The sequence below is a fragment of the Sphingobium sp. LSP13-1-1.1 genome (assembly GCF_040676415.1).
Lineage (GTDB): Bacteria > Pseudomonadota > Alphaproteobacteria > Sphingomonadales > Sphingomonadaceae > Sphingobium.
The window spans coordinates 118502-142975 of sequence record NZ_JBEGHU010000012.1 but is presented as its reverse complement, the minus strand read 5'-3'; the positions used below and the strand labels follow the sequence as shown (position 1 = coordinate 142975).

General features: G+C 64.1%; 26 protein-coding genes and 2 tRNA genes. 5 read left to right on the top strand and 23 right to left on the bottom strand.

Features of this window, described 5'->3' with window-relative positions; translation table 11 throughout:
- Positions 1-2 precede the first annotated feature (2 nt).
- The 15 genes from nuoF to tkt form a co-directional block, all read right to left on the bottom strand.
- Positions 3-1319, bottom strand: coding sequence for an NADH-quinone oxidoreductase subunit NuoF (gene nuoF / locus MRBLSP13_RS08320; RefSeq protein ID WP_363753915.1), 1317 nt, complete (start codon positions 1317-1319; stop codon positions 3-5).
- Positions 1316-1999, bottom strand: coding sequence for an NADH-quinone oxidoreductase subunit NuoE (gene nuoE / locus MRBLSP13_RS08315; protein ID WP_363735201.1), 684 nt, complete (start codon positions 1997-1999; stop codon positions 1316-1318). Before nuoE ends, nuoF begins: the two co-directional genes overlap by 4 nt.
- Positions 1999-3234 (bottom strand): NADH-quinone oxidoreductase subunit D, encoded by a 1236-nt coding sequence (locus MRBLSP13_RS08310; protein WP_363735202.1) that lies wholly within the window; start codon positions 3232-3234, stop codon positions 1999-2001. Before MRBLSP13_RS08310 ends, nuoE begins: the two co-directional genes overlap by 1 nt.
- On the bottom strand, positions 3234-3995 hold the full coding sequence (locus MRBLSP13_RS08305; RefSeq protein ID WP_363753913.1) for an NADH-quinone oxidoreductase subunit C: 762 nt from the start codon (positions 3993-3995) through the stop codon (positions 3234-3236). Before MRBLSP13_RS08305 ends, MRBLSP13_RS08310 begins: the two co-directional genes overlap by 1 nt.
- Position 3996: 1 nt before the next feature.
- Positions 3997-4551, bottom strand: a complete 555-nt coding sequence (locus MRBLSP13_RS08300; RefSeq protein ID WP_022682903.1) for a NuoB/complex I 20 kDa subunit family protein — start codon at positions 4549-4551, stop codon at positions 3997-3999.
- Positions 4542-4916 carry an NADH-quinone oxidoreductase subunit A gene (locus MRBLSP13_RS08295; protein ID WP_133651754.1) on the bottom strand — a complete coding sequence of 125 codons (375 nt, stop codon included), beginning with the start codon at positions 4914-4916 and terminating at the stop codon, positions 4542-4544. Before MRBLSP13_RS08295 ends, MRBLSP13_RS08300 begins: the two co-directional genes overlap by 10 nt.
- 130 nt (positions 4917-5046) lie before the next feature.
- On the bottom strand, positions 5047-5859 hold the full coding sequence (locus MRBLSP13_RS08290; protein ID WP_363735205.1) for an inositol monophosphatase family protein: 813 nt from the start codon (positions 5857-5859) through the stop codon (positions 5047-5049).
- A gap of 148 nt (positions 5860-6007) precedes the next feature.
- Entirely contained in the window at positions 6008-6571 is a 564-nt protein-coding gene (gene efp / locus MRBLSP13_RS08285) for an elongation factor P (protein WP_025549544.1), read from the bottom strand.
- A 99-nt stretch (positions 6572-6670) separates the two neighbouring features.
- Positions 6671-7231: a M23 family metallopeptidase gene (locus tag MRBLSP13_RS08280; RefSeq protein ID WP_363753911.1), complete on the bottom strand. Its 561-nt coding sequence runs from the start codon at positions 7229-7231 to the stop codon at positions 6671-6673.
- Complete coding sequence (locus MRBLSP13_RS08275; protein WP_363753909.1) at positions 7228-8316, bottom strand: L,D-transpeptidase family protein; 1089 nt, start codon at positions 8314-8316, stop codon at positions 7228-7230. The genes MRBLSP13_RS08280 and MRBLSP13_RS08275 overlap by 4 nt, the downstream gene beginning before the upstream one ends.
- A 135-nt stretch (positions 8317-8451) precedes the next feature.
- Entirely contained in the window at positions 8452-9147 is a 696-nt protein-coding gene (thiE, locus tag MRBLSP13_RS08270) for a thiamine phosphate synthase (RefSeq protein WP_363753907.1), read from the bottom strand.
- Between the two features lie 408 nt (positions 9148-9555).
- The gene (locus MRBLSP13_RS08265) at positions 9556-10452 is read right to left on the bottom strand and encodes a fructose bisphosphate aldolase (protein WP_363735412.1); all 897 of its coding nucleotides are present in this window, start codon (positions 10450-10452) and stop codon (positions 9556-9558) included.
- Positions 10453-10579: 127 nt separating this feature from the next.
- On the bottom strand, positions 10580-11782 hold the full coding sequence (locus MRBLSP13_RS08260) for a phosphoglycerate kinase (RefSeq protein ID WP_363735211.1): 1203 nt from the start codon (positions 11780-11782) through the stop codon (positions 10580-10582).
- 74 nt (positions 11783-11856) lie between these two features.
- Positions 11857-12867, bottom strand: coding sequence for a type I glyceraldehyde-3-phosphate dehydrogenase (gene gap / locus MRBLSP13_RS08255; protein ID WP_363753905.1), 1011 nt, complete (start codon positions 12865-12867; stop codon positions 11857-11859).
- 28 nt (positions 12868-12895) lie between these two features.
- On the bottom strand, positions 12896-14863 hold the full coding sequence (tkt, locus tag MRBLSP13_RS08250; protein WP_363753903.1) for a transketolase: 1968 nt from the start codon (positions 14861-14863) through the stop codon (positions 12896-12898).
- A gap of 173 nt (positions 14864-15036) precedes the next feature.
- Here tkt and MRBLSP13_RS08245 point away from each other — a divergent pair, with 173 nt between their 5' ends.
- The 4 genes from MRBLSP13_RS08245 (at position 15037) to MRBLSP13_RS08230 (ending at position 16588) form a co-directional block, all read left to right on the top strand.
- Complete coding sequence (locus MRBLSP13_RS08245) at positions 15037-15243, top strand: hypothetical protein (protein WP_363735216.1); 207 nt, start codon at positions 15037-15039, stop codon at positions 15241-15243.
- On the top strand, positions 15236-15571 hold the full coding sequence (locus MRBLSP13_RS08240) for a cell division protein ZapA (protein WP_363735218.1): 336 nt from the start codon (positions 15236-15238) through the stop codon (positions 15569-15571). Before MRBLSP13_RS08245 ends, MRBLSP13_RS08240 begins: the two co-directional genes overlap by 8 nt.
- A 199-nt stretch (positions 15572-15770) precedes the next feature.
- Positions 15771-16349 carry a 5-formyltetrahydrofolate cyclo-ligase gene (locus MRBLSP13_RS08235; RefSeq protein WP_363753901.1) on the top strand — a complete coding sequence of 193 codons (579 nt, stop codon included), beginning with the start codon at positions 15771-15773 and terminating at the stop codon, positions 16347-16349.
- The gene (locus MRBLSP13_RS08230) at positions 16346-16588 is read left to right on the top strand and encodes a DUF2842 domain-containing protein (protein ID WP_363753899.1); all 243 of its coding nucleotides are present in this window, start codon (positions 16346-16348) and stop codon (positions 16586-16588) included. The genes MRBLSP13_RS08235 and MRBLSP13_RS08230 overlap by 4 nt, the downstream gene beginning before the upstream one ends.
- A 65-nt stretch (positions 16589-16653) precedes the next feature.
- On the opposite strand, the gene MRBLSP13_RS08225 is transcribed toward MRBLSP13_RS08230, so the two are convergent.
- The 4 genes from MRBLSP13_RS08225 to MRBLSP13_RS08210 form a co-directional block, all read right to left on the bottom strand.
- Positions 16654-16959 carry a DUF5076 domain-containing protein gene (locus MRBLSP13_RS08225; protein ID WP_363735222.1) on the bottom strand — a complete coding sequence of 102 codons (306 nt, stop codon included), beginning with the start codon at positions 16957-16959 and terminating at the stop codon, positions 16654-16656.
- 402 nt (positions 16960-17361) lie between these two features.
- Positions 17362-17438, bottom strand: a tRNA-Asp gene (locus tag MRBLSP13_RS08220).
- Between the two features lie 81 nt (positions 17439-17519).
- Positions 17520-17596 (bottom strand) — tRNA-Asp (locus MRBLSP13_RS08215).
- 41 nt (positions 17597-17637) lie between these two features.
- Entirely contained in the window at positions 17638-18792 is a 1155-nt protein-coding gene (locus MRBLSP13_RS08210; protein WP_363735223.1) for an AI-2E family transporter, read from the bottom strand.
- A gap of 276 nt (positions 18793-19068) precedes the next feature.
- On the opposite strand from MRBLSP13_RS08210, the gene MRBLSP13_RS08205 reads away from it, so the two are divergent.
- Positions 19069-19536 carry a hypothetical protein gene (locus tag MRBLSP13_RS08205; protein ID WP_363735224.1) on the top strand — a complete coding sequence of 156 codons (468 nt, stop codon included), beginning with the start codon at positions 19069-19071 and terminating at the stop codon, positions 19534-19536.
- 95 nt (positions 19537-19631) lie between these two features.
- On the opposite strand, the gene MRBLSP13_RS08200 is transcribed toward MRBLSP13_RS08205, so the two are convergent.
- From MRBLSP13_RS08200 to thyA, 4 genes are all read right to left on the bottom strand, one after another.
- On the bottom strand, positions 19632-20930 hold the full coding sequence (locus MRBLSP13_RS08200) for a dihydrolipoamide acetyltransferase family protein (RefSeq protein ID WP_363735225.1): 1299 nt from the start codon (positions 20928-20930) through the stop codon (positions 19632-19634).
- A gap of 9 nt (positions 20931-20939) precedes the next feature.
- The gene (locus MRBLSP13_RS08195; protein WP_363735414.1) at positions 20940-21944 is read right to left on the bottom strand and encodes an alpha-ketoacid dehydrogenase subunit beta; all 1005 of its coding nucleotides are present in this window, start codon (positions 21942-21944) and stop codon (positions 20940-20942) included.
- Between the two features lie 50 nt (positions 21945-21994).
- Positions 21995-23290, bottom strand: a complete 1296-nt coding sequence (locus MRBLSP13_RS08190; RefSeq protein WP_363735226.1) for a 3-methyl-2-oxobutanoate dehydrogenase (2-methylpropanoyl-transferring) subunit alpha — start codon at positions 23288-23290, stop codon at positions 21995-21997.
- A gap of 107 nt (positions 23291-23397) precedes the next feature.
- Positions 23398-24333 (bottom strand): thymidylate synthase, encoded by a 936-nt coding sequence (thyA, locus tag MRBLSP13_RS08185; RefSeq protein ID WP_363735227.1) that lies wholly within the window; start codon positions 24331-24333, stop codon positions 23398-23400.
- Between the last annotated feature and the right edge of the window lie 141 nt (positions 24334-24474).

Below are 24474 nucleotides of genomic sequence, written 5' to 3'. Positions count from 1 at the left end.
GGTTACTCCACTGCCTCCATGACCGGGGCGTTACCCTTGTTTTCATTGATCCGCCGCTCGATCTCAGGCCGGAAATGCCGGATCAGGCCCTGGATCGGCCAGGCCGCCGCGTCGCCGAGCGCGCAGATGGTGTGGCCTTCGACCTGCTTGGTGACCTGGAACAGCATGTCGATCTCGCTCTGGTCGGCATCGCCGGTGCGCAGCCGCTCCATCACCCGCCACATCCAGCCGGTGCCTTCGCGACAGGGCGTGCACTGGCCGCAGCTCTCATGCTTGTAGAAGTAGGAGAGGCGCGAAATGGCGCGGACGATGTCGGTCGACTTGTCCATGACGATGACGGCGGCGGTGCCAAGGCCCGAGCCCAGCGCCCGCAGTCCGTCGAAATCCATCGGCGCGTCCATGATCTCCTTGGCCGGCACCAGCGGCACAGAGGAGCCGCCGGGGATCACCGCCAGCAGATTGTCCCAGCCGCCGCGAATGCCGCCGCAATGCCGGTCGATCAGTTCCTTGAAGCTGATGCCCATCGATTCCTCGACGACGCAGGGCTTGTTCACATGGCCGCTGATCTGGAAGAGTTTGGTGCCCTTGTTGTTCTCCCGCCCGAAGCTGGAGAACCATGCGGCTCCGCGACGCAGGATGGTCGGCGCGACCGCGATCGATTCGACGTTGTTGACCGTGGTCGGGCAGCCATAGAGGCCAGCGCCGGCCGGGAAAGGCGGCTTGAGCCGGGGCTGGCCCTTCTTGCCCTCCAGGCTTTCGATCTGCGCGGTTTCCTCGCCGCAGATATAGGCGCCCGCGCCGCGATGGACGAAGACGTCGAAATCATAGCCCGAACCGCAGGCATTCTTGCCGAGGAAGCCCTTTTCATAGGCCTGCTCGACGGCAGCGAAGAGCACCTTCGCCTCGTAGATGAACTCGCCCCGAATATAGATGTACGCCGCGCGCGCCCGCATCGCGAAACCGGCGACCAGCGCGCCTTCGATCAGTTTGTGCGGATCGTGGCGGATGATCTCCCGATCCTTGCAGCTACCCGGCTCGGACTCGTCGGCGTTGATGACGAGGAAGCTCGGACGACCATCCCTGCTTTCCTTGGGCATGAAGCTCCACTTCATGCCGGTCGGGAAGCCCGCACCGCCACGGCCGCGCAGGCCGGACGCCTTGATGCGCTCGATGATCTCGTCCTGGCCGATTTCCAGCAGCTTCTTGGTATTATCCCAATCGCCGCGCTTGATCGCCGCGTCGACGCCCCAGTCCTGGAAGCCATAGACGTTGGTGAAGATGCGATCCTTGTCGCTGAGAGGCGCAATCACGTCGCTCATGCCTCCGCTCCCACATTCCATTGGCCGCGATAATCGTGATTTTCGCTGACCATTTCCCTGAGGGTCGTCGGCCCACCTTCCGGCGCACTCGTCTGACGCTCGATCTGCGGCCCGATCTTCGGTTGCTTGCCAGCGGCGAGATCGTCGAGGATAGCGCTCATGCTGTCATAGGTCAGATCTTCGAAATTATCGTCGTTGATCTGGACCATCGGCGCATTGGCGCAGGCCCCCAGACACTCGACCTCGGTCAGTGTGAAGAGACCGTCGGGCGTGGTACCGCCCTTGACCAGCCCCTTGTTCTTGCAGGCGGAGAACACGTCGTCCGAACCGCGCAGCATGCAGGGCGTCGTGCCGCACACCTGCACATGGTAGCGGCCGACCGGCGCGAGGTTGTACATGGTGTAGAAGGTCGCGACCTCGTAAACGCGCATATAGGGCATTTCGAGCTGGTCGGCGATATATTCCATCACCGGCACCGGCAGCCAGCCCTGCGTCCGGGTTTCCGCGCCGACCTGCCGCTGGGCGAGGTCAAGCAGCGGCATCACCGCCGACTGCTGACGCCCGGCGGGATAGCGGGCGATGACCTTCTTCGCCTGCTCGGCATTTTCGGCCGTCCACGCGAACGCGCCCCAGCGCGCGCGGGTCTCGGCCTCGTCCGGGATATGAACTGCGTCAGCCATTAGCGGTCACATTCTCCAAACACGATGTCCATGGCGCCCAGGACAGCGGTCGTATCGGCCAGCATGTGGCCCTTCATCATGAAGTCCATCGCCTGAAGATGGCTGAACGCAGTCGGGCGGATCTTGCAGCGATAGGGCTTGTTGGTGCCGTCCGCGACCAGATAGACGCCGAACTCGCCCTTGGGGCTTTCAGTGGCGACATAGACTTCGCCCGCCGGGACGTGGAAGCCCTCCGTATAGAGCTTGAAGTGGTGGATCAGCGCTTCCATCGAGCGCTTCATCTCGCCGCGCTTGGGCGGCACCACCTTGCGGTCGAAGCTCGCCACCGGCCCCTCGGGCATTTCGTTCAGGCACTGCTTCATGATCCGCGCGGACTGGCGCACTTCCTCGACGCGAACCATGAAGCGGTCGTAGCAGTCGAAATTGGTGCCTACCGGAACGTCGAACTCCATGCGGTCATAGACGTCATAGGGCTGCGCCTTGCGGATGTCCCAGGGGATGCCCGAACCACGGATCATCGGGCCGGAGAAGCCCCATTTCAGCGCATCTTCCTTGCTGACCACGGCGATGTCGACATTGCGCTGCTTGAAGATGCGGTTGTCGACCACCAGGCTCATCGCATCCTCGAACAGGCGCGGCAGGCGGGTATCGAGCCAGTCGGCAATGTCGGTCAGCAGCTTGAGCGGCACGTCCTGATGCACGCCGCCGGGACGGAACCAGGCCGCATGCATGCGGGCGCCCGAAGCGCGCTCGAAGAAGTTGAGGCAATCCTCGCGGATTTCGAACAGCCACAGGTTCGGCGTCATCGCGCCGACGTCCATGACGTGCGAACCGAGGTTCAGCATGTGATTGCAGATGCGGGTCAGTTCCGCGAAGAACACGCGCAGATATTGCGCGCGCAGCGGCACTTCCAGGTCCAGCAGCTTTTCGATGGCAAGGACATAGCTATGCTCCATGCCCAGCGGGGAGCAATAGTCCAACCGGTCGAAATAGGGCAGCGCCTGGAGATAGGTCTTGTATTCGATCAGCTTTTCGGTGCCGCGATGCAGCAGCCCGACATGCGGGTCGCAGCGCTCGACGATCTCCCCGTCCAGCTCCATGACCAGGCGCAGCACGCCGTGCGCAGCGGGGTGCTGCGGACCGAAGTTGATCGTATAGTTCTGGATTTCCGTATCGCCGAACGACGGGTCCGCCGCATCGGTAACATGGTCCAGCTTTTCCAGATAATCGGACATCAGGCCTTGTCCTCGGACTTCTTGTTCGCCTCGCTGTCGGCCGGCTCCCCTGCCCCGCTGACGCCTGGCTTATCGGTCGTCTTGGGCGTGCCGCCCTTGGGAGCGGCGGGCGGCGGCGGAGCGGCGGCGGGCGTCGGGGCACCGGCCGCCTGTGGCGCCTTCTCATCGCCCGGCAGCACATATTGCGCGCCTTCCCACGGGCTCATGAAATCGAACTGGCGGAAATCCTGCGCCAGCTTCACCGGCTTGTAGACGACACGCTTGTCCTCTTCGGAATACCACATCTCGACATAGCCGGTCAGCGGGAAGTCCTTGCGCTGCGGATGGCCCTTGAAACCATAGTCGGTCAGGATGCGGCGCAGGTCGGCATTGCCCTCGAAGATGACGCCGTACATGTCGAACACCTCCCGCTCCAGCCAGCCGGCGACCGGCCAGATGTGCGTGACGGTGGGAACAGGCATGTCCTCATCGGTCTGTACCTTGACCCGAACGCGGTGGTTCCGCGTGACGCTCAGCAGATGATAGCAGACCTCGAACCGCTCCGGGCGGTCGGGATAGTCGACGCCGGCGATTTCCATCAGCTGCTGATATTGCGCGCGGTCGCGCAGCAGGACCATCGCGTCCGCCAGCTTTTCCCGAACGACGGTGAAGCTCAGCTCATCGGCATGGTCGACGGTTTCTACCAGCATCGATCCCAGCAGGCCGGCAATTTCCTGCGCGATCCCGTCTATGGTCGCGATTCTAGGAGCAGAATGACCCATATCAGCGCTCAATCGTCCCGATGCGGCGGATTTTCCGCTGCAGCTGCATTACGCCATAGAGCAGGGCTTCCGCGGTCGGCGGGCAACCCGGCACATAGATGTCGACCGGCACGATGCGGTCGCAGCCGCGCACCACCGAATAGCTGTAGTGATAATAGCCGCCCCCGTTCGCGCAGCTGCCCATCGAAATCACATATTTCGGATTGGACATCTGGTCGTAAACCTTGCGCAACGCCGGAGCCATCTTGTTGCACAGGGTGCCTGCCACGATCATCACGTCGGACTGGCGCGGGGAAGCGCGCGGCGCGGCGCCGAAGCGCTCCATGTCGTAACGCGGCATGTTGACGTGGATCATCTCCACCGCGCAACAGGCGAGGCCAAAGGTCATCCACCAGAGCGAGCCGGTGCGGGCCCATTGGAACAGTTCCTCTGTCGAGGTGACCAGGAAGCCCTTGTCGCTCACCTCGCTGTTCAGCGCGTTGAAGAAATCCTGGTCGGGCTGGGTTCCGGCGGGCAGCAGGGTGCCAGGCGCGGGCCGCTCAAGTTCTACTCCCAATCGAGTGCTCCCTTCTTCCACGCATAGACGAGGCCGAGCACCAGCTCCGCTATGAAGATCATCATCGTCGCCCAGCCGGCCCAGCCGATCTGCTGCAGGCTGACCGCCCAGGGATAGAGAAACGCCGCCTCCAGATCGAAGATGATGAACAGGATCGCGACGAGATAGAATCGCACGTCGAACTGGCTGCGCGGTTCCTCGAACGCCGGGAAACCGCATTCATATTCGCTGAGCTTGGCCGGGTCGGGCTGATGCGCGCCGGTAAGGCGCCCCACCAGCATCGGCAGGAACACGAACGCGCTAGAAAGCAGCAAGGCGATCCCGAGAAAGATCAGGATCGGCAGATATTGGGCTAGATCGACCAACGGAATCCCCTGGGCGAAAATGATTTACGGCCGCGCTTTAGGCCCGCTGCATATGCGAAGCAAGGCCCGGAGGCATGAGAATGATTCGCAACAATTGCTGCTATGTCTTCACGCTATCAAAGGCCCTGCCTCAGCGCAGCGCTCCAGCCACCAACTTATGCAATTTGCTGTGGATGGCATCGTTGCCGGCGATCACTTCCTTGCGCTCGATCGGCTGGTCACCGCCGCGGAAGTCGGACACGAAGCCGCCCGCCTCCCGCACCATCAGCAGGCCCGCCGCGACGTCCCAAGGCTGAAGGCCGCTCTCCCAGAAGCCGTCATAGCGACCGGAGGCGACATGGGCGAGGTCCAGCGATGCCGCGCCGAAACGCCGGATGCCCGCCACCGAAGGAGCGACCGCCCCGAATATGCGCGTCCATTGCGCGAAATCGCCATGTCCCAGGAAGGGGATGCCCGTGGCGATCAGGCAATCACCCAGATCACGCCGCGCCGAAACGCGCAGCCGCTGGTCGTGGCGCCAGGCGCCCCTGCTCTTTTCCGCCCAATAGCTTTCGTCGGTCACCGGCTGATAGACGAGGCCGGTCGTCACCTCCCGCTTGCCGCCATACAGCGGCTCCTCGACTGCGATGGAGATCGCGAAGTGCGGGATGCCGTGGAGGAAATTGCTGGTGCCGTCGAGCGGATCGATGATCCAGCGCGGCTTGTTGGGGTCGCCGGCGATCTCGCCGCCTTCCTCCAGCAGGAAGCCCCAGTCGGGCCGGGCCTTCTGCAATTCCTCGACCAGCGTCTTTTCCGCCTGCTGGTCGGCCTTGGACACGAAGTCCGCCGGTCCCTTGCGCGACACCTGCAGATGTTCGACTTCGCCAAAGTCGCGGCGCAGCCTGGAGCCTGCCTTGCGCGCGGCGCGTTCCATGACGGTCAAGAGGCCCGAGTGCGATACCATTTTTTTGTCTCCCCCCTCCCGCAGAGGGAGGGGCCGGGGGTGGGCGGCCGGGTCAGCGGCCTTTTTGAAAACGGAAAGGGCAGGAAGCTCGCTTATGCTCGCCACCCACCCCTTGACCCCTCCCGCCAGCGGGAGGGGGAATCGGATATCAATCCGCGCGCTTCACATATTCGCGCTCATACACGTCGACGACGATGCGCGTGCCGGTGACGATGTGCGGCGGCACCATGACGCGCACGCCATTGTCGAGGATGGCGGGCTTGTAGCTCGCCGAAGCGGTCTGCCCCTTCACCACGGCATCGGCCTCCACGACGGTCGCCTCGACCGTTTCGGGAAGCTGCACGGAGATCGGGCGTTCCTCATACATTTCCAGCATGACCATCATGCCGTCCTGCAGGAAGGCCGATGCGTCGCCCACCAGATCCTGGGGCAGGTTGATCTGCTCATAGGTTTCCGTGTCCATGAAAACGAGCATGTCGCCTTCCGCATAGAGATACTGGAAATCCTTGGTGTCGAGGCGGATGCGCTCCACCGTCTCGGCGGAACGGAAGCGGACATTGTTCTTGCGCCCGTCGATGAGGTTCTTCAGTTCCACCTGCATATAGGCGCCGCCCTTGCCGGGCTGGGTATGCTGGATCTTCACGGCGCGCCAGAGGCTGCCGTCATATTCGATGTTGTTGCCGGGACGAATCTCGACGCCGCTGATCTTCATGGGAAGAGCCTGCCTATATGTCTGAAGGTGAAAAGAGCCGGCCTCTGGAGGCTGGCCGCGCCCTTACATGGATGAGGGCAAAAGGGCAAGAGGCGGCGCCTATCGCCTATCCGCCAGCAACGGATAGGGATTGATCGCCCGCCCCCCATGCCAGGGTTCACCCGGACGCATTTCATGCACCGCAAAGTGCAGGTGCGGCGCCGCCGGATCGGCATTGCCCGTGCTGCCGACGCTTGCGATGCGCTGTCCGCGCCTTACCGCCTGCCCTTCCGCGAGACCCGGCGCATAGCTGTCCAGATGCGCATAATAATAGATGCGCCGACCGTCCGCCGACCGTTCATAGATCGTGCGCCCGCCCTCCCCGCTCCAGAACAGCTTTTCGATCCGTCCGTCCGCCGCCGCCAGCACCGCCCTGCCCCGCGCCGCCATGATGTCGATCGCATCATGCGGGCGCGCGCCGCTTGCCCGCGCCTGGGTGAAGCTGTCGTTGAGCGCGGAGGGCGGCACGCCTTCGACCGGGATCAGCAATCCCCCTGCCCGCACCGTCGCGGGACGGGACGGCTCGGGCGCTCCCGCCGGGACGATCCGCACGCAACTGCGCAGCACGGCAGCGCCGACCAGCACGGCCAGGCCGATACCGGCCCAACCGCGCGCCCTCATGGCTGGAATACCGCCTTGACGCCGGACTTCACCATCTGCGCCAGCCGGGCGGCATCCCAATTGGTGAGCCGGATACAGCCATGGCTTTCGGTCCGCCCGATCAACTGCGGCTCTGGCGTGCCATGGATGCCGTAATGCGGTTTGGAAAGGTCGATCCACACCACGCCCACAGGGCCGTTGGGACCAGGCTTCAACACCGCCTTCTGATCGGTCGAGGCCGCATCCCAGAACAGGTTGGGATTATAATGGAAGTCAGGATTGCGGCTCAATCCCTTGATTTCCCACGTTCCGATTGGCAGGGGATCGTGCTGCGACCCCATGGTGGCGGGGAATTGGGCAATGAGTCGATTGTCGGCGTCATAGGCCCTCAGCACCCCGTCCGACTTGTCGACGACGATATGGTCGGCCTGCGGCTGGTCCCGGGCGACGGCAAGGCTCGCAAGCGTCGCGCCCCATCCCCGCTCGTCCCCCTCGATCCGGGCGACAGGCTGGTTGGCGATGGCGGGCACGCGGACCGTGGCGCCTGGCCCGATCCTGCTGTTCGGCGGGTTGAGCGCGACCAGCGCCTCCGGCCGGGTGTGGAAACGCTCGGCCAGCTTTTCCAGCAGATTGCGATAGCCGAGCGCGGGCAGCTTCGCCTGATCGTTGAGATCCCTGGGGATGGCATAGAACGGGCCGCGGGCAAAGGCGGCGGGTATCTTCACCAGCCAGGTGGCAGGAAGCGGCCTGTCGCCCAGAAGGGCCTTTGCCGTCGCGTCATCATATTGCCCCGTCGGTGGCAGGCCCCTGGCCTCCTGAAAACCCTTGAGCGCGGTGGAGAAGGACATGCCCTCCTTTCCATCCAGCACGCCCGGCGAGAAGCCGGCCCTGTCCAGCGCCACCTGCGCCTGCAACACCCGATCCGCACGCGCTGGCGCACCGACCGGCTCTGGCAGGATGACGAAGGCGTAGGGATCGCCGGCTGGCGCGGACGGGCGCGAGGCGGTCTCCTTCGTCTGCTTGGCCGGCGCGCTGTCATTCGCATCCGTCACCGTCATATTGCAGGCCGCGCAGAGCAGCGTCAGGATCAGCGGACAGGTTTTCAAGGCGATACTCTCCCTATTTCGGCCCTGTTGTGGCCCTATTGCGGGAGAGAAAACGCGTGAAATGCGGGAAAGCTGCCTGCCTGCTTTCCTGGCCGCCTTCCTGACATGCGCCTGCCAGGGCAGGAGCGGGAGAAACTATGGCTGCGCCAGCACCGGCCCGAACGCCGCCACGCCCGCCTGCGGCCCCTGCGGATGGGCCCATACCGCCGAACTCACCGCCAGAAAATCCGCGCCGGCCTTCACCAGCGGCGCGGCATTGTCCGGCGTGATCCCGCCGATCGCCACGCAGGGCAGTTCGAACAATGCGGTCCACCAGCCCAGGATAGACGGGTCAGGCCGGTGGAGCGTTTCCTTGGTGGTCGTGGGAAAGAAGGCACCGAAAGCGACATAGTCTGCGCCCGCCTCCCCCGCCTCCATCGCCAGATGGCGGCTGTCGTGGCAGGTGATGCCGATCTGCACCGAAGGACCGAGCAGCTTGCGCGCCTCACGCGCATCGCCGTCGCCCTGCCCCAGATGGACGCCATCGGCGCCCAGGCGCTTTGCCAGCGTCATGCTGTCATTGATGATGAAGGCCACGTCCCGATCCGCGCAGAGCCTTTGCAGCGGCTCTGCGGCGCGGGCGACGGCATCTTCGTCCAGTCCCTTCAACCGCAACTGGAAGGCCGCAACCCCGCCGCCGTCAAAGGCAGCGGTAAGGTTGCCGACAAAGCCCGTATCGATTGCCGGCGGGGAAATCAGATAGAGCTGACAGGGCGGCCGCCGGTCGTTGCTGTCGAACCGGGCCGCAAAATCGGGATCGAGCGCCAGCTCTTCATCGGTAAAGTCGGTCATGGGCTTCGCCTTAGCTGCTTTTGATGGCGTTGGAAAAGGGTGGAGCCGATCCGCCCTCGCCTGCGTTCCTCCCGCATGATCAGGATGGGATGTTCGGGATGGAATTACCGGGATTGGCGCGGCCGCTTCTACCCGGAGAAAATGGCGGCGATCATGACGCGCAGGCGATAATCGATGCCCGCATCTTGAAGGAGTTGACGGAGGGCAGTTAGTCTTTGCCCTGCCGGAGCCGAACCGTGCTCCTGCGAAGGCACTCGAACGAGACAGGCGGCTCGTCAGTGCCCTGTTCAGCCGCTGCGGCCATTAACTGGCGTCGAAACTGGGTTCCTGCCTTCGCAGGAGCACGTTGCGCCTTGGCCGTATGACGGCCACGAACGCTTAACCCGCGCTCGCGGCCGTCATCATGGATCAGGCCGCCTTCTGGGTCGAAGCGCCGTGGATCTCGTCGATCGCTTCGCCCAGCGAGGCGTTGAACTCGGCGTCGCTCATCTGGTGACGCAGGTCATTCAGCAGCGCACGGCTGAAGCTGGCGATGATGCCGCGGTTCCTGGCCAGCTCGTTGCAGGCTTCCGAACGCGAAAAACCGCCCGAAAGCGCCACGACGCGCAGCACGCGGGGATGATCGACCAGCGGATCGAACAGGCCGGCCTTGGTCGGCAGCGACAGCTTCAGCATCACCTTGTCGTCGCCCGGCAGCGCGTCGAGATTCTTAAGGATCTCTTCCAGCAGGATCTGGTCGGCCTCGGCACGTTCAGGGCTCTTGATATTCACTTCCGGCTCGATGATCGGGACCAGGCCCGCGGCCAGAACCTGGCGTCCGACCTCGAACTGCTGCTTCACCACGGCGGCGATGCCCTCGCGATTGGCGAGGTTGATCACCGAACGCTCCTTGGTGCCAAACACGCCCAGCGCCTTGGCGCGGTGCAGCAGCGTGTCGAGCCCCGGATTGGGCTTCATCAACTGCACGCCGTTCGCTTCGTCCTCCAGGCCCTTGTCGATCTTGATGAAGGGCACCACGCCACGCTCGATCAGCGCCTGCGGCACGGACTTGCCGCCCGCTTCACCGTCCATGGTACGCTCGAACAGGATCGCACCCAGCACCTTTTCACCCGAAAAGACCGGCGCGGTGATGATGCGGCTGCGCATGTCGTGGATCAGTGCGAACATCTCCTCTTCGCTGCCCCATGCATCTTCCTCGATGCCATAGCCCTTCAGCGCCTTGGGCGTCGATCCGCCGCTCTGGTCGAGCGCCGCGATGAAGCCGTTGCCGCCCTCGATCTTCGCCTTCATGTCCTCGAACTGCATCTGCACATACCTCTTCGTTGGATGCGCCGCCCTCCCGGCAGCACGTCTAGGGGAAAGGACGCCCTTGCACGGCGTCCACGGTCGAGCCGGACCGACCACTCTCCACAGGCCGGTCCCGCAATCCGGTTCAGGCCATCAGCGCCTTCACGCCCGGCAACTCCTTGCCTTCCATCCATTCCAGGAAAGCACCGCCGGCGGTCGAGACGAAGCTGAAATCGCCAGCCACGCCGGCATGATTGAGCGCCGCGACGGTGTCGCCACCGCCCGCGACGGAGGTCAGGCCGCCTTCCTTGGTGAGCGCGGCGGCCGTCTTCGCCAGTGCCACGGTCGCCTTGTCGAAGGGCGCGATCTCGAACGCGCCGAGCGGACCGTTCCACACGAGCGTCCGGCAATTCTTGATCGCGTCGCCCAGCGCCTCGACAGCGGCGGGGCCGACGTCGAGGATCATCTCGTCCTCCGCCACTTCATGCACGTTGCACGTGCGCAAGGACGGCGGATTGGCGGCGAATTCCTTCGCCACGACGACATCATAGGGCAGATGGATGGTGCAACCCGCCGCTTCCGCCTTGTCGAATATCGCGTCCGCGGTCTGCGCCAGGTCCTTCTCGCACAGCGACTTGCCGACATCCACGCCGCGCGCGAACAGGAAGGTGTTGGCCATGCCGCCGCCGATGATGAGATGATCGACCCTGGCGACCAGGTTGTTGAGCACGTCGAGCTTCGTCGAAACCTTCGCGCCACCGACGACCGCGGCGACCGGCTTCACCGGCTCGCCCAGCGCGGCCTGCAGCGCGTCCAGTTCCTTTTCCATCGAACGGCCGGCGAAGGCAGGCAGCTTGTGCGCCAGCCCCTCGGTCGAGGCATGCGCGCGGTGCGCTGCGGAAAAGGCATCGTTGACATAGAGGTCGCCAATCGCCGCCATCGCCTCTGCCAGTGCGGGATCATTTTTTTCCTCGCCGGCATGGAAGCGGGTGTTTTCCAGGATCGCTATGTCGCCGTTGCGCATCACCTTGATGCCATCGGCGGCCGCCTCTCCCTGGCAGTCAGGGATGAACTGCACCTCGCGGCCCAGCACGGCGCTGAGCGGGCGAGTGATCTTGGAAAGCGAAAATTCGGGGTTCTTCTGACCCTTGGGGCGACCGAAATGCGCGAGGATCAGCACCTTGGCACCGCGATCCGCCAGTTCCAGCACAGTGGGCATCGCCGCGCGCAGACGGGTGTCGTCGGAGACGGAACCATCCTGCATCGGCACGTTCAGATCCTCGCGCACCAGCACCACCTTGCCCGTGATGTCTCCCATGTCGTCGAGTGTCTTGAACGGCTTTGCCATGATCGCTCCCTGCTGCGAAATAAGGATGATGTTGAAAAACCCCGCCGGAGCGGTCCGGCGGGGTTCGTGTCGTTTTAGAGGAACTTCGCCACGACGCCGGTGGTGTCGATCATGCGGTTCGAGAAGCCCCATTCATTGTCGTACCAGCTGAGCACGCGGACCAGCGTGCCGTCGATTACCGCCGTTTCCAGGCTGTCGACCGTGGAGCTGCGCGGATCGCCATTATAGTCGATCGATACCAGCGGCTCGTCCGAATAGCCCAGAATGCCCTTCAGCGGGCCGGCTTCCGAAGCGGCCTTCAGCAGTTCGTTGACTTCCTGGACGGTGGTGGCGCGCCTGGCGATGAACTTCAGGTCCACGACCGAGACGTTCGGGGTCGGCACGCGCACCGACGAACCATCCAGCTTGCCCTTCAGTTCCGGCATCACCTCTCCCACGGCGCGCGCGGCGCCGGTGGTGGTCGGGATCATCGACAGGGCAGCAGCACGGGCGCGGCGCATGTCCTTGTGAAGCTGGTCCAGCGTGTTCTGGTCGTTGGTGTAGCTGTGGATCGTGGTCATGAAGCCCTTTTCGATACCGATGGCATCATGCAGGACCTTCGCCAGCGGCGCGAGGCAGTTGGTGGTGCAGCTCGCGTTCGAGATGACGACGTCGGCGGCGCTAAGCGTATCGTGATTGACACCGAAGACCACGGTCTTGTCGACGCCCGTGGCGGGTGCGGAGATGATGACGCGCTTGGCGCCCGCGGTCAGATGCGCGCTGGCTTTTTCCTTGTCCGCGAAAATGCCGGTGCATTCCAGCGCGATGTCCACGCCCTGCGCGGCATGGGGCAGCTTGGCCGGGTCGCGTTCGGCGGTCACGGCGATACGCTTGCCGTTGATGATCAGGGCATCGCCGTCGACGCTCACCTCGCCGGCCCAGTTGCCATGCACGGAGTCGCGCTTGAACAGCAGGGCGTTCGACTTGGCGTCGCCCAGGTCGTTGATGCTCACCAGTTCCAGATCATGGTCGGTGCGCGAAAGGATCGCCCGGGCCACCAGACGGCCGATGCGGCCGAAACCGTTGATTGCTACCTTCGTTGCCACTGCACTTGTCTCCCGGTTGGTTTGAATTTCAGTCGAGCGCGGCCACGATCTGCGGCGCGATCTTGGCGGCGGTCAGGCCGAAATGATCGTAGAGTACCTCCGCCGGAGCCGAAGCGCCGAACGTATCAATGCCGAAACGCAGGCCGGCGATGCCGACATAACGCTCCCATCCGAAAGTGGTCCCTGCCTCAATCGAGGCACGAAGGACATGGTGCGGAAGGAGATCATCCTTATACGCCTGCGGCTGCGCATCGAAATGCGCCCAGCTCGGCATGGAGACGATATCGGCACCGATGCCCTGCTCTTCCAGCAGCGCGGCGGTGGCGACGGCGATCTCGACCTCCGACCCTGTGGCGACCAGCACGACCTTGCGCTCGGCCGTCGCCGCCTTCAGGCGATAGGCGCCCCTGGCGGAGAGATTTTCGCCCGCCTTTTCGGTGCGAAGCTGCGGCAGGTTCTGGCGGGTCAGCGCCAGAACCGACGGGCCGTCGGCATCCTTCAGCGCCAGTTCCCAGCACTCTGCCGTCTCGACGATGTCCGCCGGGCGATAGACGTCGAGGTTCGGGATCATGCGCAGCGACATGACATGCTCGATCGGCTGGTGGGTGGGGCCGTCCTCACCCAGGCCGATGGAGTCATGGGTCAGCACATGGATGGCGCGGATCTGCTGAAGCGCCGCCAGGCGAATGCCTCCGCGCATATAGTCGGAAAAGACCAGGAAGGTGCCGCCATAAGGGATGACGCCGCCATGCAGCGCCATGCCGTTCATCGCGCAGGCCATGCCGAACTCGCGAATGCCGTAATAGACGTAACGGCCGGCATAATCGTCCCTGGTCAGCGGCCCGGTCGATTTGGTCTTGGTATTGTTGGAGCCGGTGAGGTCCGCCGAGCCGCCCAGCGTTTCAGGCAGAAGGTCGTTGATCGCCCCCAGCGTCAGTTCGCTCGCCTTGCGGGTCGCGACCTTCTGCGGATTGGCGATCAGCGTGTCGATATAGGCGTCGAGCGAGAAGCCGGCGGGCAGTTCGCCCGCCATGCGGCGCTCGAACTCGGCCTTCTGCGCGCTGGAGCCAAGGCGATCGGCCCAGACCGCATGGGCGTCGCCGCCCCTGGCGCCGATGGCGTTCCAGGCGGCGGCAATGTCTTCGGGGATCACGAAAGGTTCGGCCGACCAGCCGAGGAACTCACGGGCGGCCGCCACTTCGGCTTCACCCAGGGCAGAGCCGTGGACGCCCGAAGTGCCCGCCTTGTTGGGAGCGCCATAGCCGATCTTGGTGGCGCAGGCGATCAGCGAGGGGCGCGGATCGGCCAGCGCTTCGTCGATGGCGCGGCGCACATCGGCCACGTCATGACCGTCGCAGGACACGACATGCCAGCCGGTCGCGGCATAGCGGGCGCGGACATCCTCGCTGCTCGACAGATCGACCGCCCCGTCGATGGTGATCTTGTTGTCATCCCACAGCACGATCAGCCGGCCGAGGTTCAGGTGCCCCGCAAGACCGATGGCCTCATGGTTGATGCCCTCCATCAGGCAGCCGTCGCCGGCCAGCACCCAGGTGCGGTGGTCGACCAGATCGTCGCCGAACTGGGCATTGAGATGCCGTTCAGCGATCGCCATGCCGACCGCGGTGGCGAGGCCGGAACCCAGCGGCCCCGTGGTCGCTTCCACCCCAGCCAGCTCGAAATTCTCCGGATGGCCGGCGCAGGGGCTGCCCAATTGGCGGAAATTCGCGATATCCTCGATGGTCGGACGCGCATAGCCGGTCAGGTGCAGCAGCGAGTAGATCAGCATCGATCCATGGCCCGCCGACAGCACGAAGCGGTCGCGGTCGGCCCATTTGGGCGCCTTGGGATCGAACTTCAGATAATCCTTGAACAGCACGGTGGCGACATCGGCCATGCCCATCGGCATGCCCGGATGGCCGCTGTTCGCGGCCTGCACCGCGTCCATGGAAAGCGCCCGGATGGCGTTGGCGAGGGACTTGTCGGAAACAGTCATGGAAGCGGCGTCTTTCCTGGCTTGTCTATGGCCCCCTGTTAAGGCCAGCGAATCGAAATTGCGCCCCCTTTGTCGCCTCCGGGACAAGGCGTCAACCACGGGTGGCCCCCAGGCTGCGCCAAGCCGCCGAATGACGGCTTTTGCGCGGTGAAAACTTTGTCTATGCGTAGGGCATGGCAAGTGACCGAATGATGCAGGCGATCCGGGCCCTGGAAGGCGCGATCGACCGGCTCGAACAGGATGTGGAGGGCCTTGTTTTGGCCGCACCCGGCCCCGCCTCCGGCATCGACGCTGCGGCCGCCCGCGCGGCGCTGCGGTCGCTGGATGGCCTCATCACCGAGTTGAAGGGACAGGATGTGAAGGAGCAGGCAAGTGGCTGAAACCACGTTGCACATCGCCGGGCGCGTCTATGACCTGCGCTGCCGTGACGGGGAGGAAGCGCACCTGGCGCATCTCGCCAATCTGATCGAGCGCAAGGCGCGGCTGGCGCAGCAGAACACGCCGGGCCTGACCGAAGTGCGCACGCTGCTGTTCGCCGCGCTGTTCCTGGCCGATGAACTCAACGAGTTGAAGCGCGAAGCGATAGGGCGGCAACAGACCCTGGCGCTGGAGCCGGAGGACGAGCCCGCCGTCCGCGCAGTCGAATCCCTCACCACGCGCATAGAAAAGCTGCGCGAGAGGCTTGTCGCCGCCGCGTCCCGAGCCTAAATAGGGAAGCGACGGGTACTGCGCGGTATCGAGCTTTAGCGAACATCCCTGAGGCGATAATCACATCCACGGGGGCTGTCCCTGGGCGGGCTCTGGCCCGATCTACATGGTTCCCACCTGACGTTGAGGCGTCAGAGGATTTTCCAGCACACGGCCGAGGCGGTCCCGTCACCCTTCCTCCCCCGGTTCAAGGCCCCCGATGAGCGACGATACCGACAAGGCGACCCTGCGTGCCATCGCCCGGCAGAGGCGGCGCGCCTTTGTGGCTTCGCTCGATCCGCTGGCGCACCGGCTGGCCTTCAAGGTGGTTCCTTCGCCCCTGGCACAGCGGCTGGCGCAGGCCAGGACCGTGGCGCTCTATATGGGACTGGACGATGAGGCGCCCGCGCAGAGGCTGGCCGCGCCCTTGCAGGCCATGGGCAAGACGCTGGCACTGCCGCGCGTGCTGGATCGGCTGGGCAGCATGGATTTCGTGCACTGGAACCCGGAGGATCAGCTTTTCCCGGGCCTGTTCGGCACCAGCCATCCCGAACCCGTGGGCGATCCGGCGACGCCCGACGTCATCATCGCGCCCCTGGTGGGATTTGACCGGGCGATGAACCGGCTGGGTCAGGGCGGCGGCTATTATGACCGGGTGTTCGCCCGCTATCCCGATGCCTTGAGGGTGGGGCTGGGCTGGTCGGTGCAGGAGCATGACGCCCTCCCCGCCGATCCATGGGACTTGCCGCTCCACCTGATGCTGACCGAAGTCGAACTGATCGAAGGATATGAGGCATGAACCCGGACCCACGGCCCGCCTACAAGCCCAGCTGGCGCAAGCCGGCGGGCATGTTCATGATCCTGGGCCTGATCGCGCTCTGGGCCGTGCTGGTGGGCAGCCTGTCGGGCCCGATCGGGCGGCTGCCGATAGTGGTGCAAGTGCCGGTTTACGTCTTTCTTGGGCTGGTCTGGATATGGATATTGCCGCTCAAGCGCCTGCTAGCCTGGATGGAGACCGGACGCTGGCGGGGTTTTTAGGCAATTTTGGGTGGGAAGCGGACGGTCCGGTTTCGACTTTATCGAAGCAAAAGCAGACGCAGCCTTCAGTCGATAAATTTGCCGGTCGTAACCGCTGTTGGTTCCTCTAGCTCAGAACCAAAGCTCCTGAAAATCTCGCGAAGCGCAGTGTCCCGATTTCGAAGTCCCTCTTTGGCAAGGGCATCTGCGAGATGCTTGGCAACATCAGCCAGTATGATGCCCCACGCTGTGTCTTCGGGTATTGGGCCATTTTCTTCGTAGACGCCGACCTTCAACGAGCAATGTAGCTTTTGCTCAGCAATCCAAACGCGAAGAGGCTCCCACGCATCAGAGTCACGCAATGCCGCATCGGGGATCGCTCGTTCGTCCATGGTGACTCCAATTCACGACCACTGCTAATTACATGCTGGTTGTCCGTCCGCAATTAGGAAGTGATGGCGATGCCTCGAACGGCAAAACATGGTCGCTTCCAGACCGTCTGTCATCCCCACCATCCCTGACGGCCGCCGGGAATGATGCGTGACCCATCGGCCACAACATCCTCGAAAAACTTCCTATTTTTCCAACAGCCCGAAATTCAGCCTGTCCTATTTCACCCCGACCGGCCTATCCTCCCAGCCTCTTTGAAATGTCCGATACGCAACGCATACGCGCGCCCAGGCACGCGCGCGCATACACTGTGAACTTCGACGAAAAATGTCGGAAATCAGCCATTGTTGATGAACGAAAGGCGAAGGCCTCGTCCAACAGCATGTCATTTTGATCATGAAGAATGGCGCGAGTGACGGGGCTCGAACCCGCGACCTCCGGCGTGACAGGCCGGCGCTCTAACCAACTGAGCTACACCCGCGCAGGGCGGCATCTTGGCGTGACCCATGCGGGCCACCAGACGATGCTGATCTGGAAAACCTTCCGACCCTCCTGAAGAGAGTGGCGCGAGTGACGGGGCTCGAACCCGCGACCTCCGGCGTGACAGGCCGGCGCTCTAACCAACTGAGCTACACCCGCGTTCGGTGTGGGCGGGCATCTATGCGGCCCCGTTCCCCCTGTCAACTGCCTGCAACATCAGTTTCGCGGCTTTCGTCATTTTCTTTGCGCGGGTCGACCGTCAGCGTCCCGCGCTCGAACAGGAAACCGGCGATATCCGGGGTTCCGGCGGCTGACACGACGGTCTGGATGATGATCAGCAACGGCACGCCCAGCAAGGCGCCCGGCGTTCCCCACACCCATCCCCAAAAGGTCAGCGACACCAGAATCAGCAGGGGATTCATGGTCAGCCGCCGGCCCAATATCGTCGGCGTTATGACATTGGCCTCCACCAGATGGAATCCGACCTGCAAGGCCGCCGGCAGCAGCGCCTTCCACACATCGTCGAACACCATGAGCCCGCCGAGCGCCAGCAGCGCCGCCGCCAGCATCGGCCCGAAATAAGGGACGAAGTTCAGCAGCGCGACGATACCGCCCCACATCAGCGGCGAAGGCATGCCGATCAGCCATAGCGCCAGCGCAACCGCCAGGCCGAGGCACAGGTTGATCGTCGCGATGGTGAGGACATAGGCGGATGTCGCGTCGACCACATTCTGGATCACCCGCGCGACCGCCATGGCGCCGTCGAAACTGCCCCGGCTGTTGATCGTCCGACGCCGCAGCCGCGTCCACCCCGCAAGGAAGAAATAGATGATGAGCAGCGCGAACACCATCTGGATGATGGCCGCCGGGGCGGAGGTGGCCGCGAACTGAAGCAGCGATCGGGGCGCGTCCACCGCGGCCGTCTGCGCCGCCGCCACCGGGCCGGTCGCCAGCATCTGCACCGTCTCGTCCACGAAGCGCTGGAGCTGCGAATAGAAATCGATCAGGGGCGCGAGATTGTTCTGAATCTGGGGCAGACGCTCTGGCAGCAACCGGAACCAGTCGGCCGCCGGCACCACGATCAGCACCAGGGCCGTATTCGCCACCACCAGGAAGGCGATCAATGCCGTCAGCGCCGCCAGCGTGGATGGCACGCCTCGCCGCTCCATCCACTCCAGGAACGGCACCAGCGCAATGGCGATCACCAATGCGGCCGTCAGCGGCAGAAAAAATTCCGCCCCTTCCCGCAGGGCAAAGGGCAGCGCGAGGATCAGCCCGATGCCGGTCGTCAGCGCTATCGACGCCAGCAATCGGTCCCGCCGCCGGTTGATCTCCTGCTGCTCCTGGGGTGTCACGCCTGAAAATGTCCTTGCCCGCCGCCCCGTTTCTGCACCGGCAGTTCCGATCCGTCAATTTCGAGCATCGTGCGGGAAAGCGGGAACCGGTTTTCGGCTTGAAAAGAGGCGGCAATGAAATCTGGAGCACGCGACCTGCGCCTGATTCAGCGCAGCGCTCCCCCGACCGGGCGATTTACATCAGCGAAACGGACGGATAGCAAGGGAAACAAGGTTTTAACCAAATCTTCGGCACCTGCTGCCACATTCGGCCACGCAACAGCATGGGGGACTGTGATGAAATCGGGGGCTTTGCTCATCGCCCTGGCCTGCGTGGCAGTGCCGGAGGCGGCGTCAGCGCGGCAGGACGTCCGGCTGGACCGGCAGATGTTCGTGGAACGGGTCAGCACCGACATCAACGGTCGCGCCCGCCGGGTGCTGGAAAGCGCCGATCGGGCGGGATCGGGCGACCAGCTTATCTTCGTCGTCAACTGGCGCAATGAGGGCAGCCGTCCGGTGCGCGGCCTGGCCGTCACCAACGCCGTGCCGCGCGGGACGCAGCTCGACCTCAGCGATCCGGCCATGCAGGTGTCTGTGGATGGCGGCGCCCATTGGGGCCGCATTGCCGACCTTTGGCTGCCGACTCCCCTTGGCGGCAGCCGCCGGGCCGTGCCCGCCGACATCACCCATGTCCGGTGGACCGTGCCGGACGAAATCTCACCGGGGGAGAGCGGCCGGCTGAGCTATCGCGCTACCGTTCGCTGAGCGATATGGCGACCGGGACAGGATCGGCAGATCCGGCGCGGTCGCCTTTTTCTGAACGGGAGGAGAAACGGCTTGGAACCGCCCCTCCCGACATATCAATCCGCAAACAGCAGGACCGGCGTCTCCAGCAATTTCCGCACTGCCTGGACAAAGCTCGCCGCATCCCAGCCGTCGACCACCCGATGGTCGCAACTGATCGACAGATTCATGAGCTTGGCGGGGACCACTTCCCTGCCGCGGAAGACCGGCCGCTCGATGATGCGGTTTGGACCGATGATCGCCACTTCCGGCCGGTTGATGACCGGCGTGGTGGCCACTCCGCCTAGCGGCCCCAGCGAGGTCAGCGTCAGGGTCGAGCCGGACAGTTCCTCCGGCTTTGCCTTGCCGGCGCGCACCGTATCGGCCAGCCGCTTGATCTCCGCCGCGAGCTGCCAGACATTGCGGTCCTGCGCATCGCGGATCACCGGCACCATCAGCCCGGCGTCGGTCTGGGTCGCGATTCCCATGTGCACGGCGCCGTAGCGCGTCACCACCCCCAATTCATCGTCATAGCGGGCATTCAGCATCGGAAATTCGGGCAGCGCGCGGCAGATCGCGACGATCAGGAGCGGCAGCAGGGTAAGCTTCGGCTTGTCGCCGCGATGGGCATTCAGCTGCTCGCGGGTTGCCTCCAGCGCCGTGACGTCGATCTCCTCCACATAGGAGAAATGCGGGATGGCGCGTTTCGAAGCGGCCATGTTCTCCGCGATGCGGCGGCGCAGGCCGATGACCTTCACCTCCTCATCCGCCCGCCTTGCCCCACGCCCGGCCGGGCGATAGCCCTGCCCCGATCCGTAAAGGAGGAAAGCGTCGAGATCGGAATGGCGGATATGATCGCCGCTCGGCTTCACCTGCGACAGATCGACGCCGAGTTCCCTGGCGCGCGCGCGAACGGCGGGGGAAGCCAGCACATCGGCCTTCGCCGCCGCCCTTTCTTCCTGCGAGGGGGCGGCAGAGGGAGTGGCCGAGGGAACCGGTGCGGCAGGCTTTACTTCTGCGACGATCGGAGCAGGCTCGCTCTGCCCGTTACCCTTCCCCGCCGGTTTCGCAAGGGACGTCATGGCGGCTGGGGCCGGAGCCACCTCGGCACGGGGAGCAGGCGCTTCGCCCTCTCCTTCCGTCTCGATCTCCACCAGCATCGATCCGATGGCGATCTGCTGCCCCGGCTCGCCGGCCAGCCGGACCACCGTACCGGCAACCGGCGATTCCATTTCCACCGTCGCCTTGTCGGTCATCATGTCGGCGATCGGCTGGTCTTCCTCGATCCGGTCGCCGACCTTCACATGCCAGCCGACAATCTCCGCCTCTGCGATGCCTTCGCCGATGTCCGGCAACCTGAACGTATAAAGCGCCATGACAGCCCCTCAATCCTTCAAAATCTTGTTGATGGCCTCGCGAATGCGCACCGGGCCAGGGAAATAGGCCCATTCCAGACTGTGCGGATAAGGCGTGTCGAATCCGGTCACGCGCTCGATCGGCGCTTCGAGATGGTAGAAGCACCGCTCCTGCACCAGCGCGGAGAGTTCCGCGCCGAAACCGCTCGTCCGGGTCGCCTCATGCACGATCATGCAGCGCCCGGTCTTGCGCACCGACCGCTCGATTGCGCCGATATCCAGCGGCACCAGCGTGCGCAGGTCGAGGATTTCCGCGTCGACGCCCATTTCCGCAACGACGTTCTCGACCACATGGACCATCGTGCCATAGCAAAGCACCGTCAGCGCCTCGCCCGAGCGGGCCACCCGCGCCTCGCCCAGCGGAATACGGTAATAGCCCGTGGGAACCTGCGCCTGCGCATGCCCGGCCCAGCTTCTGGCCGGGGTGTCGTAATGTCCGTCGAACGGCCCGTTATAGATGCGCTTGGGTTCGAAGAAAATCGTGGGATCATTATCCTCTATGGACGCGATCAGCAGGCCCTTGGCGTCATAGGGGGTCGATGGAATCACAGTCTTCACGCCCGACACATGGGTGAAGATACCTTCAGGCGACTGGCTGTGCGTCTGCCCCCCGAAAATGCCGCCGCCAAAGGGCGAGCGTACCGTCATGGGCGAGATGAACTCCCCGGCAGAGCGGTAGCGCAGCCGAGCCGCTTCGGACACAAGCTGGTCGAGCGCAGGATAGATATAGTCGGCAAACTGGATTTCCGGCACCGGCCTCAGGCCATAGGCGCCCATGCCCACCGCAACGCCGATGATGCCGCATTCGGTGATCGGCGTATCAAAAACCCGGTTCTTGCCATATTTCTGCTGCAACCCCGCCGTCGCGCGGAAGACGCCGCCGAAATAGCCGACATCCTCGCCCATCACGACCACATCGGGATCGCGCTCCATCATCACGTCCAGCGCGCTGTTGATCGCCTGGATCATGTTCATCTGCACGGTATCGCCGCGGGCTTCCGTCACAGCTTCGCTCATCATGTCGCTCACAGGCCGGCTGCCTTCCATTCGTCGAGCATTTTCTGCTGCTGCTCGCGCAGGTGCCAGGGCATCTCCTCGAACACATCCTCGAACATCGATTCCATCGGATGGTGGAGACCATGACCCAGAATGCCGTTCTTCTCCGCCTCCCGCGCAGCGTCGCGGACCATTTCGGCCAGTTCCCTGTCCATCGCAGCGTGCCGATCCTCGTCCCAGATGCCAAGCGCGATGCAATGCTTTTTCAGGCGCGCGATGGGATCGCCCAGCGGCCAATGGCTCGCCTCGTCAGCGGAGCGATAGGCGCTGGGATCGTCCGACGTGCTGTGCCCTTCGACCCGATAGGTGAAATGTTCGATCAGGGTCGGCCCCGCATTGGCCCGCGCCCTGTCCGCGGCCCAGCGCGTCGCGGCATAGACCGCCAGCGCGTCGTTGCCGTCGACCCTGAGGCCCGCAATGCCATAGCCGATGGCCCGCGCCGCGAAGGTCGTCGCCTCTGCCCCTGCAAAACCGGAAAAGCTGCTGATCGCCCACTGGTTGTTCACGACATTCATGATGACCGGCGCCCGGTAGACGCTGGCGAAGGTGCAGGCCGAATGGAAGTCGCCCTCCGCCGTCGATCCTTCCCCGCACCAGGTTGCCGCGATCCGCGTATCGCCCCGCGCCGCGCTGGCCATGGCCCAGCCGACCGCCTGCGGATATTGCGTGGTGAGATTGCCGGAGATGGAGAAGAACGCCGCGTCCCGCGCTGAATACATGATCGGAAGCTGGCGGCCCTTCAGCCGGTCGCCCTTGTTCGAATAGATCTGGTTCATCATGTCGATGATCGGCCAGCCCCGCGCGATCAATATCCCCTGCTGGCGATAGCTGGGGAAGCACATGTCATCGCTCGCCAGAGCCGCCGCCGCGCCGATCGACACTGCCTCCTCGCCGGTCGACTTCATGTAGAAGCTGGTCTTGCCCTGCCGCTGCGCCCGGAACATGCGCGCGTCGAACGCCCGCGTCAGCGCCATGGCGCGCAGCATCCTGAGCAGCGTCTCAGGCGGCAGTTTCGGGTCCCAGGGGCCGACGGCGGCGCCATCTTCATCCAGCACCCTGACCAGCCCATAGGCCAGGTCGCGCATCTCGCCGGGCTGGGTCGTTTCATCCGGTCGCGCCTGCGCGCCAGCGAGCGGGATATCAAAATCGCTGAAATCGGCGGTGTCGCCCGGCCTGAACTTCGGCTCCGGCACATGCAGCCGCAGCGGCGGCAGATTGCGTCCCGCCCCAGCCCTCGCCGCGTCCGAATCGATCCGGTCGCTCATCCTGCCTCCTTTGTGCATTGCAATATTATTGCTGACTGCAATTATTATATTACAACGCCGGTAAAGGCAAGCCTTACTGACCCATTTCGTCGCGTTTCCGCTCTGCGCTAAACAGCGACGGGCGCGGCGATATGCCTTTGCGGCGCGTAATCAAGGACCTCGAAATCCTCGATCCGATAGTCGAAAATGCTTGAAGGCCGCCGGTTGATCCGCAGCCGGGGATGGCCCGACGGATTTCGTCCGATCTGTTCCTCCACCAGATCGGCATGGTTGAGATAGAGGTGCACGTCGCCACCCTGCCAGACCACCTCGCCCGCCTCCAGATCGCATTGCTGCGCGAGCATCCGGGTGATCATCGACAAGCCGAAGATGTTGAAGGCAAAGCCCAGCCCGAGATCGCAACTCCGCTGGAACAGCAGCCCGTTCAGGCGCCCGTCGGCAACCTGGAACTGATAGGTCATGTGGCAGGGCGGCAGCGCCATGCGCGAAACCTCCGCCACATTCCAGCCCGTGAACAGCAGGCGCCGCGAACCGGGACTGGTCCGAATCGCCTCGACCAGGTCGGCGATCTGGTTATGCCCCTGCGCAGCCCGGCGGTAGAGCCCGTCCCCGGCCTCTTCATAGCGCGGCCAGTTCACCCATTGCGCGCCATAGACCGGGCCCAGATCGCCCCAGCGGGCCGCGAAGGCATCGTCCTCGATGATGCGCGCCTCGAACGCGTCGCGGTCTATCTCCTCCCCCGTCGCCCTGCGGTAGCTGTCCAGCGGCCAGTCCGTCCAGATATGCACGCCCTGGCGCACCAGTTCGCGTATGTTGGTGTCGCCGGTCAGGAACCACAGCATTTCCCGCGCCGCGACCTTCCAATAAACCCGCTTGGTCGTCAGCAGCGGCACGGCCTCGTCAGCCAGCGAGAAGCGCATCGTCGCGCCCAATATGGATCGCGTGCCCACGCCCGTCCGATCGATCCGCTCATCTCCATGCAGCCAGATCTGCCGCATCAGGTCCAGATATTGCTGTTCATAATGGGGTGCGGAGGATGCCATGCGGACACTTTCATGATTCTGGCGGATACTGTCCCCCTGTAACGAAGCGACCGGCCGACGCCAAATGCTGCGAAACGGATGAGATTGCCCGCGCTTCACTCGAAAAGGGACCAGCCTTCCCCTACCGGCCGCGTGGCGCAG